This window comes from Mucilaginibacter ginsenosidivorans (assembly GCF_007971025.1).
In the GTDB taxonomy this organism is placed as follows: domain Bacteria; phylum Bacteroidota; class Bacteroidia; order Sphingobacteriales; family Sphingobacteriaceae; genus Mucilaginibacter; species Mucilaginibacter ginsenosidivorans.
Window position 1 is genome coordinate 2,346,228 of sequence record NZ_CP042436.1, and the last position, 15,593, is coordinate 2,361,820.

Consider the following 15,593-nt stretch of genomic DNA (forward strand, 5'->3'; position numbering starts at 1 on the left):
TTAAGCTAATTTATGACTTTTCCTCCTCAATCGCCAGTACCACACTTGTCCTTCCTTCACGCACTTCGGGGTTGATACCTACCGTCATCAGGAAATCGCCGCTGTAAACACCTTCCTTTATGCCTGATCTTGTCCCGGGGTATAGGTTAATCTCTTTAATCCTGTATTTTTTGCCCGCATCCAGTCCTTTCAATTTGATGGGGGCGAATGTTCCTTTGTGGTAGCGGTTATTAACAAGGTAATTGAACATGATACCCCTGGTTTTTGCGGCATCTACGTACATAAGCGATGCTGCGTCATTATCCCATGGGCTTTGCAGGCGGTACTGGTCGCCGTGCCAAATCGCTTCAGAGAAATCGCCGTAATTTTTAATCGCCTGCTGGCAGAAGGCCAGTTGATCGGGCGAAAGCTTGCTTACGACAATGTCGAAACCAAGTTTACCCATCATTGCCACATCGACCCGGAATTTAATAGGTTCCTTACCCCAATCGGTTACGTGATTTGAACTGGCGAGGGCGGGGTACAGGTAGGAATATTCCCACTGGATAAAGACCCGTTCGATAGGCTCAGTATCGTCGCTTGGCCAGTATTCGGTAAAGTATTTCAAAGCGCCGTAATCTACCCGGCCGCCGCCGCCCGAACAAAGCATCATTGGCACTTTAGGATATTTGGTGCGCAACTTCTCCAAAACGCTGTACAAACCTTTCACATAGTCGACATAAAAGTTGGACTGGTCCTTTTCATTAGCCGAATAAGCATTGTACATTACCGCGTTGCAATCCCATTTGATATATGCGAGATCAGGGTTTTGGGTGAACAGGCCATCGACAACATTGAATACAAAGTCCTGCACCTTAGGATTACTCAGGTCGAGCACAAACTGGTTCCGCATGGTGTATTCATCACGTTTGGGTTGTTTCACTACCCAGTCGGGGTGCTTTTCGTATAACTCGCTTTTAGGGTTTACCATTTCAGGCTCTACCCAAATACCAAATTTAACGCCGTCATCCTTCGCCTCCTTTACCAGGTGCGCGATACCGTTGGGAAGCTTGGCTTTGTTCACCTGCCAGTCGCCCAGGCCGGCATGGTCGTCGTTGCGCGGATATTTATTGCCGAACCAGCCATCGTCCAGTAAAAACAGGTCGACGCCCAATTTCTTTGTATCTTTTAATAAGCCGGAAAGCTTGGGTTCGTTAAAATCAAAATAAGTCGACTCCCAATTGTTCAGCAAGGTAAGCCGTGGCCCCATCCCGTCGACGATCTGGTACTTCCTGGCCCAGGTGTGCAGGTTACGACTGGCCTCGCCGGCGCCATGATGCGAGAGGGTGTAAACCAGCTTTGGCGTTTCAAAAGGTGTGTTAGGTTTCAGGCTGTAATCGGATGCATAGTTATTGATACCAGCGAGCAGTTTTAGATTATCGGTTGGGTCGAGTTCAAAATCGATCCTGTAATTGCCGCTCCACTCCAGGTTCCCGATCAGCACATCGCCGTCATCTTCAGCCGACGGTTTATCCAGGGAGACCATAAAAGAAGGCGGTTGAAAATAATCGGCCCTGGCGCCGAGCTTGCTGTCGAGCGTTTTGATACCGTGCGTTAGTTGTGTTTCCTCGGGCCGCATTTCCTCGGCCCAGCCACCGTAATAATGTTTCAGCCAGTAGCTTTTTGCATGGACAAGTAAATTGGCCGATGCATATTTGTTGAGGCTGATATTGCCTTTCTGATGATTTTCGATAACGCTCCACTGTTCGATCACATTTTCGGAATTGTACAGCTTGTAAAAAAGCGTTACATCAATGTTATACACCGGGTCCTTCAGCTTTACCTGTACTTCCGACACATCATCGCTGATCTTATCGAACGCATGGCTGACATATACAAGATCAATGGTTTTGTTGCCGTCGGCATTGGTAATTGCTATTGCGGGCTCAAAAAGATTACGGGTGGTAGTGGTGTAGGCAGAATTAAAGACCCCATTACCATCAAGCGGGAAAAAATGGGTGATATTTTGATATTCATTTTTGTCGGAAAGCTTTTTCCCGAAGTAGATGATATTAAGATGCTTGTCGGCGGTCACCTGTAAAACTATGGCATTATCCTTCGTTTCTATCGGAATGACGGTTTCCTGCGCGCTGGTTTTTAATGTATTGATGACAATTATCAAGACAGCTGCAATAAGGCTAACAAAGCGTAAATAAGTTCTCATATGGTTTATTTGGATGCGCTAATCTAAGAAAATAAGTGTTAATCCTGCCGGTAAATAACGCCGTCCTTCATAACGAACTTTACCTGTTTAACCGCGCTGATATCTTCGTCAGGCTTTCCTTGCACGGCAACAAGGTCGGCTAAAAAGCCGGGTTTGATATTGCCGAGTTGCTTTTGGTTGAAAACCTCAGCATTGACCGATGTTGCCGAGCGCAGCACATCGATCGGTTTCATGCCATATTCAGCCATCAGGATCATCTCGCGGGCATTATCGCCATGCGGGAAAACACCCACATCGCCGCCCATACAAATGGTAACGCCTGCTTTTAACGCCATACTGAACATTTCGCGCTTGTGCTTTATTGCTGCATTTTCCGGAGTAATTCCTTTCTTCCAGCCATGATAGTAAGTTTCTATCGCCTCGGTAGCAGCCAGGGTGGGACAAAGGGCGATGCCTTTATCTTTCATCATTTTGAATAATTCAGGCGTGCCGCCGTCGCCATGTTCAATAGTATTCACACCCGCCATTACGGAGCGGCGCATACCTTCTTCGGTACCCGAATGCACGGCAACAATGCGGCCGCTGCTATGCGCAACTTCCACCGCTTTTTTCAGTTCATCTTCGGTAAAGGTTGGAGCCGCCGTGCCATCGGGCGCCCAACGGTAGTCGGCATAAATTTTAACTACATCGGCGCCATGACCTATTTGAGAACGCACGACATGGGTTATGCCTTCCACACCGTCTGCTTCTTCGCCGCCTTGAATGAAAGTATTTTCGTTAAGGCTTTTTGGCCCGTAGCTGCCTGTCGCTACAATGGCGCGTGTGGCCACCAGCATCCGCGGACCTGGAACAACACCTTTCATGATCGCGATTTTAAGTCCTACATCATCGTAGCCTGCGCCCTCGGTACCCAGGTCGCGTACGGTGGTAAAGCCTGCCAGCAAAGTTTCCCTGGCATGGACGACGGCCCTGGCGGTACGTTCGGCACGGCTTTCGGTCAGTACCTGGTCGTTCCAGCTTGTTTCGTTATAGGGATGCAGGAACAGGTGCGAGTGTCCTTCGATCATGCCCGGCATAAGGGTAGTGCCTTTTAATTCGATGATCTTCGCATCTCCGGGTGCATGGATGGCTGCCGGTTCGCCCACGGCCTCTATATGCTTCCCTATGATCAAAACCCACCAGCCGGTATGTATCTGCTGACCATCGAAAACGCGGTCGGGTTTTAACAGGATAGCGGTATCGGTGCGCGCGGACTGGGCCGGTGCGAAAAAAGCATAAAACGTAAGGATAATGAGGAGATTCAGTTTTTTCATTGATGGTTAAAGACGGAGAGACAAATTAGGAAAATAAATTTTAATGTGTTCGGCTTATCTCGTCCTAAAATTAAACAGGTAGTTAATGTTTTGAAAGATTTGCACCAGGGAAAGGGATAGATTCCGCGTGGCCCGGGCGCCAATGAATACATTTGACTATCGCTTGCTGGACTCACCCCGACATCGCTGCGCTTGTCGACCCTCTATCGCAAGCGATAAAGAGGGTTTCACTTTGTTTATCCACGCTGACGCTTTTAAAAATAATTTTCATCCCCGTGCAACCATTCACTATCCATTTTCATCTTACCTTTAAATGATGTTTTTGGAACATAAATACACAATAGAAGAGCTGTTAAAAAAATGCAAAGCCGGCGAGCGAAAGGGCCAGGAGTTGCTTTACAAACAGTTCGCCTCCAAAATGATGGGGGTGTGCTTAAGATATGCTATCGACAGGATGGAGGCGGAGGATATGCTACAGAACGGTTTTATACGGGTGTTCCAAAAGATCAGCGATTACCGTGGCGAAGGTTCGTTCGAGGGCTGGGTGCGCAGGATAATGGTGCACAGCTCGATCGAATACTACCGTAAGCACCACAAAATGATGCAGGTGGTGGATGTGGATGATGTGGGCGAAGAGCAATCGGTTAACCCCGTTGCAGTGGCAAACCTGGATGCGAAGGACCTGATGTTGCTGATAAACAAGCTTTCGCCGGGGTACAGGATGGTTTTTAACCTGTATGCTATTGAAGGGTATTCGCATAAAGAAATTGCAGGGATAATGGGCATTACCGAGGGCGCCTCGAAGTCGCAATTATCGAGGGCACGAACAATATTAAAGGAACAAATTGTTAACAGGGAAGGAAATAAATATGGCTATGCAGGATAACGAATTTGATGACGTATTCCGGTCGAAACTGGAAGGTTTTGAGGCTGAACCATCTGAAAGGGTATGGACAGGCATCGACGACGAACTAGGCGGGCGCGAACGTAAAAAGTTTTGGCTGCCGCTGTTGCGGATAGCTGCGAGCGTGATCGTGCTGATAACCGCAGGACTGCTGTTCATCCCGCGGCATGTAAAGACCGATCAGCCAAAGAATACTAAAACCGGTATAGTGAAAACTGCGGTTAAACCGACCCGGGCACCCGGAGCAACTACAGAGCCGGCAAGTCAACTGGAAGCTGTGACGAAGTCCGAACCTGTAAAGCACGCAATACAGCAGCCGGATGTGAACCGGATGGCCCATTCGACCATCAAAAAAGAAAAGGCAGCGCCTGTTACACAGGTTCAGCAGCAACCGGTTGAAGTGAAGGCAGTGCCCGAAGTTATTAAAGAGCAGGAAAAAGAATTGCTGGCAGTTGCACCGTCGGTAGATATAAAAAATGCGGTTGTGCCGGACAAATCAACAGAACTGACACAAAAGACACTGACGGTTGACAACATGCCGGAGATAACCAAACCGGAGCAGGCCATAGCGCAGGCACCGGTAGCCAACAGGCCCGCGAAACAGGCTAAAAGGCATGGCATACGTAACTTCGGCGACCTGGTGAACCTGGTAGTGGCCAAAGTGGATAAACGCAAGGACAAGGCCATTGAGTTTAGCGATTCGGACGATGACGAGTCGATGATAACCGCGGTAAATATCGGGCCGGTGAAGGTGAAGGCAGAAGAGAGGGATGGGAAGTAGGGAGTATATGCAGATGTGCAAATACTCGATGAACAATGACTAATAACTAACAATGATCGGTGAAATCGTAATGATAACATCGGTGTAATCAAATACAAATAGATAATATGAAACGTTTACTAATTACCGCGATGATATGCGCGGCAGCAACAACTTTGTTTGCACAGGATACCAAAACCGACTCGGTGAAGTCGTCAGCAGATACGTCAAATAACGGGGATATACATATAGGTTATCACGATGATGACGATGATAGCATGCCCTGGAGGCATCACAGGCACCATGACGACAACAGCTACCCCAAGGCGTCTATCGGTCTCACTTTCTCCCGGTTCGACCTGGGCCTGACCACCCTGATCGATAACGGCAGTTTCACCCTGTCGCCACAAAACCAGTTCCTGAATTACCGGTCGTGGAAGAGCAGCAACGTGGGTTTTGATGTGGTACAGATGGGCGTGCGGTTCAGCGATGTTTTTAAGGTATACCTTTCGGGCGGGTTCGACTGGACGCTGATACGCCTGCGCCAGGATATTACCATCCTGCCTAACCAACCGGTACTCACCTATCGCCAGGACAGTATCCATTACAGCAAAAACCGTTTTTCGTCCAGCTATCTGCGCATACCGCTGTCATTTGATATCCGTTCGCATGAGGACGACCGCGGCAACCGCTTTCACTTTGTATTCGGTCCCGAGGCAGGACTGTTGCTCAACGGTCGGGTAAAACAGATCAGCGCCGAGCATGGTAAGCAGAAGATAGACGACGACTACCACTTTACCAAAGTACGTTTCGGTGGCTTTGTACGGGTAGGCTACGCCGGCTGGGGCGTGTTCGCCAAATACTACACCAACGACATGTTCGAGAACAGTCCCGCGCAAAAGGGTTTGAAGAACTTCGCGTTCGGGATGACGTTTGGGTTTTGATCTTAGTCCGAAAGACCGCCAAAGTCCGGAAGTCCGTAAGATGGATTTCCGGACTTTTCGTTTCAGTAGAGGTTGGCTTTCGGACTTATGCTGACTTCCGGACTTTCCGACTCCTGTTAGGACTTTCCGACTTTCCGACTATATTTGTCTTTAATGTCCACACCTTTCCTCCAGGCAAAATCAATCAGTAAAGTATACCCCGGCGGCGGGGGCGTTAAGCCGACCGACCTGTATATACAGCCGGGGCAGGTTACGGCCATCATCGGCGCAAGCGGCAGCGGAAAAAGCACCTTGCTGAGCCTGCTGTATGGACTGCTTTCGCCCGACAGCGGCGAGGTACAGTTCAAAGGCGAACGTATTTGGGGACCTGAGGAAAAGCTGATACCCGGGCACGACGCAATGAAGATGGTGACCCAGGCCGAGGACGACCTGAACCTGTTTGCCAAAGTGTGGGACAACGTTGCCGTGCTGTTACCCAATACCGACCTGCAAGCAAAAAAGGAAAAGACCGAACGCGTGCTGAAACAGCTGAACATGCTGCACCTGGCCGGCAAGCGCATTGCCGACCTGAGCGGCGGCGAAAAGCAGCGCATAGCCATAGCCCGCGCGCTGGTAACAGAACCCGAAGTGCTGCTCCTTGACGAACCCTTTAACCAGGTGGACACTTCCTTTCGTGACGGGTTGCAGGAAGATATACGGCAGATAGTGAAGGACACGGGCCTTACCGTCATAATGGTATCTCACGACCCGGCAGAAGTGCTGAGCATGGCCGATACGCTGGTGGTGCTGAAAGACGGCGAGATACTGGAAGCCGGCAACCCCCGCAAAATATACAACGACCCCGAATCGATATACACCGCGCGGCTGCTGGCCCGCTGCAACATGCTCACCGCCGCCGAAGCAGCCGTTTGCGGTATAAAAGCCAAAAAGACCCAGGTGATGCTGTACCCCGAATGGGCTGAGGCCACCACCAGCTGGCGTAATCGCAAGTGGATGGTCAGACAGGTGCTTTTCAAAGGCTTTTACGAGGAACTCCTCCTCGAAAACAAGGGCGTAACCCTCCGCATCCTCAGCGGCCAGGCCGGCAAATACGGTGAAGGCAGCAAAGTAGCACTGAAGGTGGTGAAGTATTTGGAGTATTGAGGAGGTCGGATGTCGGATGTCAGAGATCGGAGGGTGGAGTAGCGTCAACCAAACCGTCATGGCGAGCGATAGCGTGGCCATCTCCGCACATGCTAATCAACGAACCCTGATTTCTTTAAATGGGCGCTGCTGCCGGCAGCCATCAGTATGCCACTGTAGCTCAAAAAGGAAGGGTTAACATGGTTAACACAATTGTATAGTTTTAATTGTTAAGTAATTGATTGTCAATATATTAAATCAATACAAGCGAAGAAAGTGTTAACCATAAATAGATGCCGCCCGCTCCCGGCAGCTATTGCCAACGCGGGTAGTTGGAAACTATGTGCATAGGGTATCCGAGGGCTGGAGACGTAGGACAGCGGAAAACACAACCGTTAACCCGGATATATTTAAAGCGGCTTTTTGTACTTTTAAACTCCGATGAATGCAATGTTATGGAAAATAGATATATTGTTGATAAAAAGGTAAACCGCATTTTGCTAATATCTGCAATTGCAATCATTGTGCCCCTTATCGCTCTCCTTTACTACAAAGTATCACACGATGTTGGAGGTAATGATTTAATTTTGAGGGACGCTTCCCAAATGTCGTTTCACGGAATGGTTGACTCAATATACTATGATAAAGAAAATCACAACACAGAGACATTAATTCTATCGGATGGATATATCTACGAACTTTATCCTGATTGGAGCACTTCAGTTGCTATTGGCGATTCATTGTCAAAAAACGTTGGATCTTTGAAAGTTATGGTTTATAAGGGGAACGTACATGTGAGCACCTTAGATTATCGGGAGTTAGTGAAGAATATTAAGTGACGCTCCGTTTGGGGATGACAAGCGGCAGCAGATCATTCCAATATTCGGAATATCGCAAAATAATTTACCAACGCCGTCCGTAGTCTGCTGTCCGAATGTCTCCGACTTCGGACTACTATGTAAAACAACCGAGCAGGTCCCGCCAAAACCGGGCTTTTGTTTTTGATCAGCCCTTGCCACGCCTTGTTGGTGATAACACCAACAAGGGCGTAGGAATTCCGCGCAAGCAAAATCCGACTGGAAACAATTAAAGAAGTCTAGCAACGTTATTACAATTCACCTAAACGCAAAAGATAATAATGGCAATCTAATGGACAGTCATACGCTTGCTAAAGAACCTGATGGGAGCGGAAACAAGGGAGCTGGTTCAGATATGTACGTGAACTTAACACAAAAGCCTTCTGATGGTGCGCCTAATATGATAATTCAAGCGCATGAAGAAATTCATGCCGATGACAACGATAAAGGGGTCGATAGGACTGTAAAAGCAACTGGTATCACTCTAAAAACGCCAGCACTTGACGTAATAAATGCAGGCTACCATGCTAACTATTTAACTCATAAGGCTGATGAAGTTGCAACTTCCAGAACTGAAAACATAATAAGGAACGACTTAGGAATTGCACCGCGAGAAACTTATTTCCTTAAAGAGTTGCATGCACTACCTGGCCCCCATCTAATCGAGATACCACACACTATAGACATAAACACTGGCGATGATAAGAAAGATAACTAGCATACTTAGTTTGTTATTGTGTTCGGTAATTGCATGCGCACAACAAAACATGACTGCTGTCCAAGGGAAAGATTATATGTGCTTCACATCGGTTGATGCTCCTAATTTAGCAGATATTCGCCCGATAGATAGTCTTATTAAGTTGGCTCCTGAACGTTCAGCGTTAGAAGTCTTTGAGGGCGGTGATTATGCTTTTCGGACGACATACAAGGTGTTTTACTTTGAGAACAATAAGCTAAAGTATCGCGGTAATGATGCTCCTCATTTACCGGCTGGACAAATGGATAGGGTCGGCAGTTTACTTAAGAACGCTGACACTACTGGTTCGGGCCAGCATATCATTTACCAGTATACCGGCAAGAATAAGAATAGCGCCAGATTTGATTTTTATTATCTGTTTATAATTAATGGGAAGGTCGCTAAAAGCCTATTGAGCAATGTTCCATTAAATGAAATCACGGATGACGATATAAAGGGGAAGATGAAGCTGTTTGTGTCGATTTTTTGACATAGATATCTCGAGTAAAGGTAATGCTCAAACCTGTTTGTGATACATCCCAAGCCCAGCCCACAAGCTCTCCCACGCCCTTGTTGGTGTTATCACCAACAAGTACCTGAATGTTGTAAATTAGCAATATGGCCAATATGAATTTTGATTACCATGCCCAATTTTTTACGGCCACAATTTTAGAATGGAAATATCTTTTAGAACCGGACAGGTTTAAAGACATTATCATCAACAGCCTGCTGTTTTTGAAAAACGAAAAAAGCATCGTTGTTTACGGCTTCGTGATCATGCCAAATCACATACATCTGATATGGCAAATACAGGATGGGTTTATAAAGGAAAAGATACAATTACGTTTTTTGAAATTCACCGGGCAACAAATAAAATTCGAGCTGGCTAAAACCGATCCTGAAAAGCTAAAATTATACCATGTAAGTGCCAAAGACCGACAATACCAAATTTGGGAGCGCAATTCGTTAAGTATCGACTTATGGACACATGGTGTATTTGTACAAAAGCTTGATTATATTCATAATAATCCGTTGCAGGGCAAATGGAAGTTAGTCGAATATCCGGAAGATTATAAATACTCGTCGGCTAAGTTTTATGAAACCGGGCATGATGAGTTTGGGTTATTAACACATTATGCCGATTGATAATAAATGCGGTACTTGTTGGTGATAACACCAACAAGGGCGTAGCACAATTTGAAAAAGATAAGAAAGCGTATTGGAAGAAAGAATACCCAAAGCAAAAATAAAAGAACAGGACATGAATGATATATTTAGAGAGTGTGACCTACTATTGACGGAGTTGCATAAATTCGACCCAAGTATCATTTCTTTAGGACCGGAGATAACCGATGATAGATTAGGGATATTTGAAAGGAGTATTGGATTTGAGTTTCCATTGGATTTCAAATACATAATTAAAAAGCATAATAGAATAGTATTAGCGGGGACTGAAATATATGGCCTCGACAACACGCTTAGAGGCACGTCGCTTAATGAAGTTTATAAATATGAGCACGATGAAAGAACTTATAATGCAATGCCAAGCGAATTCTTGCCTTTTTCTCCTGATGGGAGGGGCAATCACTATTGCCTTAACTTATCCAAATTAATAAATGGAGTTTGTCCAATTGTATTTTGGCAACATGATTTTATTTATAGAAAGCCCGAAGAAGTAGAACAATGTAATGATGATTTTGTAAGCTGGATAAAAGAAGTCATGATAGAGTGGACGCTTGAGGACTATAATTATGACGGTACTGAAAGATAAAACAATACCAAGCCCAGCTTACAAGTTGGGCTTTTACTTTTTATGTGCTATCCTACTTATTACTGGCTTTGTGATCTCTACGCCCTTGTTGGTGTTAACACCAACAAGGGCGTAAGATTATAAATACTCGTCGGCTAAGTTTTATGAAACCGGGCATGATGAGTTTGGGTTATTAACACATTATGCCGATTGATAATAAATGCGGTACTTGTTGGTGATAACACCAACAAGGGCGTAGGGATAACTCCACCGGATAATGAAGCTCATGTGGATCATATTAAGAAGAAAAGTGACGGGGGAAGTGGTACACCTAATAATGGCAGAGTTAGATGTCGTAAGTGCAATATAGGAGATCAATGATGGATAAAAAAGTATTATTAGTCTATTCAGACGAAGGAGAATTTAAAACAGAAAGTGTTTGGGCTACAAAGATAGGCGACTACTATAGAATAGATAATATCCCATTCTTTGCCAAAAATATCGCTCCGGGAGATATCATATCAGTAGAAAATGATGATGGTGAATTGTATTTTGATAGCTTAATTGAGCCATCTGGTAATAGTGTAGTGAGATTGATATTCTGTGATAAAAACAATATTGAAGCCACGACTAAGGCGTTGGAAGAAATGGGATGTAATTGGGAAGGAAGTCATCTTTCAACACTAATCGCGGTAGAAATACCCAAAACTGTCCCGTATCAACAGGTGAAATTATTCCTTGAAAACGGCTTCAATAACGGTTTATATGACTATCAAGAAGCTTGCTTAGGATTCAAATGAACATTCGAAGCAAAGCATATGTATTAACAAGCCCAACCACATCGTTGGGCTTTTACTTTTTATAAGCCTGCCACGCTGTCCGAATGTCTCCGACTTCGGACTACTATGTAAACAACCGAGCAGGTCCGGCCAAAACCGGGCGTTTGTGTTTGATCAGCCCGTGCAGCGTTTGGCCAATAAAGAATATCACTAAATATTTAGCTACCTTACAGCCTGTAAACTAAATCGCAATGGATTCTTCAATAGAAAAAGGCTACAAAAATGTCAGCTGGCTGTTTGTCGCTATTTTCGGCATCGTGGTGCTGGGGTTTTTCAAAACCTATTTCGGGCTTTTCCCGTCCTTTAATAACGTTACCGCCATCCAGCATATCCACGGGCTGTTGTTCAGCGCCTGGTTTGTGCTGCTGTTTGTGCAGCCGCTGCTCATCCGGTACGGCAAATACAGGGCGCACCGCATCATCGGCAGGTTTACCTATGTGCTGGTGCCTTGCATTATTATTTCCATCCACTTCATCGCCCGCGAGGCGTATCTAAATGCCGTGGCCGCGCATAAACCCCGGCCAGACATCCTCGCCGGAACCTATTTTCAAGTCTACCAGATATTCGATTTCGCAGTGCTGTACCTGCTGGCCATCATCAACAAGCACCGCACCCCGTACCACATGCGCTACATGATAGCCACTTCGCTGGCCATAGTAGGGGCAGGGATGCGCAGGGTTTTTGTACACGTATTACACCTGGACTCCGAGGCCTTACTGTTTGGCTTTTTAATACCCGACCTGGTCCTCGTCGGCCTCATCGTTTACGATTGGATCAAAGGCAACAATGCCCGCGCCTATATCATCGCTTTCGTTATCCTGGCGGTATCGCATTACAGCATTTATTTTCTGCCCCATTCTGCGCTATGGCAATCTGTAGCCGGGTATTTTGTGCGGTTTTTTTAAGAGATAAGACGTACGGCGTTTAATAAACTACGTCATTTCGAACGAGCGTAGCGAGGAGAAATCTTATACAAGCTGACGGCGGATATCTATGGCATAAGGGCCGTTTTAATGGCAGCTGCAGGGGGCAGTCACCCTCTCTGCTTCGTAAAGAGGGTTTCAAATGCCCTCTTTGTGCGCAGCGCTATTCACCATTCACCACTCACCGCCATTCACCACTCACCACTCACTTCCCCGCATCATCCCCCTGTCACAAATAAGCGTACCGGGTAATAAAACAAACTTTTGGCTGTTTTATGCGTATGTATGTATCAATACATTACCAATGGAAACAATATTTACAACTGTAGGTGCAGGGGTGCCTTACAGGATTATACCCGAGATACAAGTGAACCCGGACAGCCACAGCGTGCTGAGTTATGTTTACAACATTTACAGCGGCGCAGGCGACGGCACAGAGTACGATGACCGCGGGCAGGACCGGAATTACCGCAACGCCGTTAACGACCGCAATTATATGGGCTACGTGACGATTGAAGAGCCCGGCAACATTTTTGTATATACTACCAATGGCCGGGCCGAGGTGCCCGCCACACAAATAGACGAGTTGATAGAGGTGATTTGCCACTACCGGCAAACACATTACTTAGAATCTTTTTAATGAAACGTTTACCAAACCTCAAAAAGAAGGCAGCGGGCCTTCGCGAGGATATAAGAAAAATATTACTGGATAACTACCGTTTCGACGAGTCGCTGAGCAACCGCCTGAACCAGGTGGCGCACGTGACCAGGTTGCGGGAGGAACTTTCGCTGATAGAGCGCGAAATACGCGAACTGGAAGTGGGAGAATACCCGGGGCACGACCGGCAGGCTATGGCCGGTGTCCGTATTTCGGCAGACCCGGCATGGCAACCCTTCGGTGGCGAACCTGCAAAGTTGAGTAACCAGTTTAAAACTACAGGAAAGTAAGTTTATAGTGGAAGTTGTGCTTGGCAGTTGGCGTAGTGGTAAAATCCATTCTGGCAAGTAAACAGGTTAACGCGGGCCCGGATACAACAATCGATTGTGAACCGTCAGCGTTCGGAGGCAAAAGGTTAAACAGCGCGGGGCAGACAGAAAAGCGGGCCGGGGTAAAGGCGTGAATGACGGTTTAGCTTTTGCTATGCGCGGAGCGCTACAAAAGCGTAAGAACCGGCAGGGCGGGCGGAAGCTTTTTTCTGTCTTGATCTTTTGGTTACTTTTGGATCAAGCCAAAAGTAACAGGCCAGCGCCAATTGAGCTGGGTACTCTCATCAGTTTAACAAAAGTATTTTTCTTCTTGAATGTCCCGTGCAAAGATGGCTTTCCCGAAACGAGTTCGGGAAAGGTTGTTCCTCGCCATGATGGCTATCGGGAAAATGGACTAATGAAAATAATTTCCTAAGCACATAGTTCGTCAATAGATTCTTCGCTATCGCTCAGAATGACAAAGCTCTATTACTGGATACTCTTGTCAGCGCTCGGGGCTTCGGCCAAAAATAAAACAGAACACAGGGTTGTGCGGCTGCAAAACTTTTGAAAATGTTGCCCTGCCGGGTAATGAACAGATAGGATAGTCGTGGGCATCATTTTCCAAGTTTAGGTTCTGTTTTATGTGCGGATAAGGCCCGTGCGCCGCCTGTGCGGCTGGCGAGGGCAACGAAGCCATTAGCGCTGACTTGATTTTTGCGCTACTTTGTATCAAGACAAAGTAGCTAGCCACCGCGGCAATTGAGCGGGGTACATTCATCCGTTTAACTAAAAGTATTTTGCTTCCTGAATATCCCGTGCAAAGATGGCTTTCCCGAAACGAGTTCGGGACAGGCTGTTCCTCGCCATAACGTAATTTGGGATATTAGTGAAATGTTTGTACTTCAGACAAGATACTCAAACAACGTCTGATCGCGGTTGATCTCGATCACATCGAACTGGTATTCCTCCATACGCTGCAGCAATGCAGTATAATCCTCTGCCGCTTTAAGCTCGATACCTACCAGCGCCGGACCCCGTTCCTTCTCGGTTTTCTTGATGAACTCGAAACGGGTAATATCATCATCCGGACCAAGCACGTTGTTTACGAACAACTTTAGTGCCCCCGGCCGCTGCGGAAAGCGGACGATGAAATAATGCTTCAGGCCCTCGTACAATAATGATTTCTCCTTGATCTCCGCCATGCGGTCGATATCGTTATTCCCGCCGCTAATAATGCAAACCACTTTTTTGCCTTTGATACGGTCGCGATAAAGGTCGAGCACGGCTACAGACAGCGCACCCGCAGGTTCAACCACAATGGCATCCTCGTTATATAGTTTGAGTATGGTGGTACAAACCTTGCCTTCGGGTACCAGCAGCATGTCGTCCAGCACTTCGCGGCAGATGGGGTAGGTGAGTTCGCCGGCACGTTTTACCGCGGCGCCGTCCACAAAGCGGTCGATCTCCGGCAGTGTAACAGGACCGCCGTTATCAAAGGCCCTCAGCATAGAAGGCGCGCCCTCCGGCTCGACACCGGCCAGCAGGATACCCGGGCGATGCTGTTTTAAATACGTTCCCACACCCGCAGATAATCCGCCACCGCCTACCGGCATAATAACGGCCTCCACATCGGGCAGGTCATTCAATATCTCCACGCCCACAGTTCCCTGCCCGGCAATAACTTCCAGGTTATCAAACGGCGGAACGAAGGTCATGCCATTGGCTTCGGTATAGGCCAGGGCCTCTTTCAGGCAGTCGTCGAAAGTATCACCAACAAGGATGATCTCGATATTGTCATCGCCGAACATTTCGGTTTGTTTGATCTTTTGGCGCGGAGTAATACGCGGCATAAAGATGACGCCTTTGATATCGATCTTTTTGCAGGAATAAGCAAAGCCCTGCGCATGATTACCCGCGCTGGCGCAAACTACACCACGGCGGTGCTGCTCGTCGCTCAGCTGGCTTATCATATTATAAGCGCCACGCAGTTTATAAGAACGCACCACCTGCATATCCTCGCGCTTGAGGTAGATCTGGCAATCATACCGTTCGGATAGCCGGGCGTTATATTCCAGTGGGGTGTGTTTGACGATGCTTTTTAAACGCTGATATGCCGTTTCGACCCCGGTAGCTATCAGGGTTAATTTTTCCGTACTCACTGTGTCCATGTGTTTGGTGGTTCGCCTCACCCTAAATCCTTCTCCCAAGGAGAGGGACCTTTAATACCGGGTTGTGTTTTGTGTGTATGATGCGCGGTAAGCCTTTGTACACCT

At 47.0% G+C, this 15,593-nt stretch carries 17 protein-coding genes; 14 read left to right on the top strand and 3 right to left on the bottom strand.

Annotated features, from left to right (window positions below; genetic code table 11):
* Window positions 1-10: 10 nt before the first annotated feature.
* Window positions 11-2,203 carry an alpha-galactosidase gene (locus FRZ54_RS10695; protein WP_147031604.1) on the bottom strand — a complete coding sequence of 731 codons (2,193 nt, stop codon included), beginning with the start codon at window positions 2,201-2,203 and terminating at the stop codon, window positions 11-13.
* A gap of 38 nt (window positions 2,204-2,241) precedes the next feature.
* Window positions 2,242-3,516, bottom strand: coding sequence for a metal-dependent hydrolase family protein (locus FRZ54_RS10700; protein ID WP_147031605.1), 1,275 nt, complete (start codon window positions 3,514-3,516; stop codon window positions 2,242-2,244).
* A gap of 316 nt (window positions 3,517-3,832) precedes the next feature.
* Here FRZ54_RS10700 and FRZ54_RS10705 point away from each other — a divergent pair, with 316 nt between their 5' ends.
* From FRZ54_RS10705 to FRZ54_RS10770, 14 genes are all read left to right on the top strand, one after another.
* Complete coding sequence (locus FRZ54_RS10705; protein ID WP_147034469.1) at window positions 3,833-4,402, top strand: RNA polymerase sigma factor; 570 nt, start codon at window positions 3,833-3,835, stop codon at window positions 4,400-4,402.
* Window positions 4,386-5,201, top strand: a complete 816-nt coding sequence (locus FRZ54_RS10710; RefSeq protein WP_147031606.1) for a hypothetical protein — start codon at window positions 4,386-4,388, stop codon at window positions 5,199-5,201. The genes FRZ54_RS10705 and FRZ54_RS10710 overlap by 17 nt, the downstream gene beginning before the upstream one ends.
* 107 nt (window positions 5,202-5,308) lie before the next feature.
* On the top strand, window positions 5,309-6,124 hold the full coding sequence (locus tag FRZ54_RS10715) for an outer membrane beta-barrel protein (RefSeq protein WP_147031607.1): 816 nt from the start codon (window positions 5,309-5,311) through the stop codon (window positions 6,122-6,124).
* Between the two features lie 153 nt (window positions 6,125-6,277).
* Window positions 6,278-7,267 carry an ABC transporter ATP-binding protein gene (locus FRZ54_RS10720; protein ID WP_147031608.1) on the top strand — a complete coding sequence of 330 codons (990 nt, stop codon included), beginning with the start codon at window positions 6,278-6,280 and terminating at the stop codon, window positions 7,265-7,267.
* A 434-nt stretch (window positions 7,268-7,701) separates the two neighbouring features.
* Complete coding sequence (locus FRZ54_RS10725; protein WP_147031609.1) at window positions 7,702-8,085, top strand: hypothetical protein; 384 nt, start codon at window positions 7,702-7,704, stop codon at window positions 8,083-8,085.
* A 310-nt stretch (window positions 8,086-8,395) separates the two neighbouring features.
* Window positions 8,396-8,821: a hypothetical protein gene (locus FRZ54_RS10730; protein WP_147031610.1), complete on the top strand. Its 426-nt coding sequence runs from the start codon at window positions 8,396-8,398 to the stop codon at window positions 8,819-8,821.
* A gap of 49 nt (window positions 8,822-8,870) precedes the next feature.
* Window positions 8,871-9,329, top strand: coding sequence for a hypothetical protein (locus FRZ54_RS10735; RefSeq protein ID WP_147031611.1), 459 nt, complete (start codon window positions 8,871-8,873; stop codon window positions 9,327-9,329).
* 137 nt (window positions 9,330-9,466) lie between these two features.
* The gene (locus FRZ54_RS10740; protein WP_147031612.1) at window positions 9,467-9,985 is read left to right on the top strand and encodes a transposase; all 519 of its coding nucleotides are present in this window, start codon (window positions 9,467-9,469) and stop codon (window positions 9,983-9,985) included.
* A 73-nt stretch (window positions 9,986-10,058) separates the two neighbouring features.
* Window positions 10,059-10,610: an SMI1/KNR4 family protein gene (locus tag FRZ54_RS10745; protein WP_147031613.1), complete on the top strand. Its 552-nt coding sequence runs from the start codon at window positions 10,059-10,061 to the stop codon at window positions 10,608-10,610.
* A gap of 267 nt (window positions 10,611-10,877) precedes the next feature.
* Complete coding sequence (locus FRZ54_RS24980) at window positions 10,878-10,970, top strand: HNH endonuclease (protein ID WP_377026813.1); 93 nt, start codon at window positions 10,878-10,880, stop codon at window positions 10,968-10,970.
* Window positions 10,967-11,389: a DUF4265 domain-containing protein gene (locus FRZ54_RS10755; protein WP_147031614.1), complete on the top strand. Its 423-nt coding sequence runs from the start codon at window positions 10,967-10,969 to the stop codon at window positions 11,387-11,389. The genes FRZ54_RS24980 and FRZ54_RS10755 overlap by 4 nt, the downstream gene beginning before the upstream one ends.
* 230 nt (window positions 11,390-11,619) lie before the next feature.
* Entirely contained in the window at window positions 11,620-12,333 is a 714-nt protein-coding gene (locus tag FRZ54_RS10760) for a hypothetical protein (RefSeq protein WP_147031615.1), read from the top strand.
* A 322-nt stretch (window positions 12,334-12,655) separates the two neighbouring features.
* Window positions 12,656-12,991, top strand: coding sequence for a hypothetical protein (locus FRZ54_RS10765; protein WP_147031616.1), 336 nt, complete (start codon window positions 12,656-12,658; stop codon window positions 12,989-12,991).
* Window positions 12,991-13,299: a hypothetical protein gene (locus tag FRZ54_RS10770; RefSeq protein ID WP_147031617.1), complete on the top strand. Its 309-nt coding sequence runs from the start codon at window positions 12,991-12,993 to the stop codon at window positions 13,297-13,299. The genes FRZ54_RS10765 and FRZ54_RS10770 overlap by 1 nt, the downstream gene beginning before the upstream one ends.
* Before the next feature lie 923 nt (window positions 13,300-14,222).
* On the opposite strand, the gene ilvA is transcribed toward FRZ54_RS10770, so the two are convergent.
* A complete protein-coding gene (gene ilvA / locus FRZ54_RS10775; RefSeq protein ID WP_147031618.1) occupies window positions 14,223-15,488 on the bottom strand; it encodes a threonine ammonia-lyase IlvA in 1,266 nt (421 codons plus the stop codon).
* Between the last annotated feature and the right edge of the window lie 105 nt (window positions 15,489-15,593).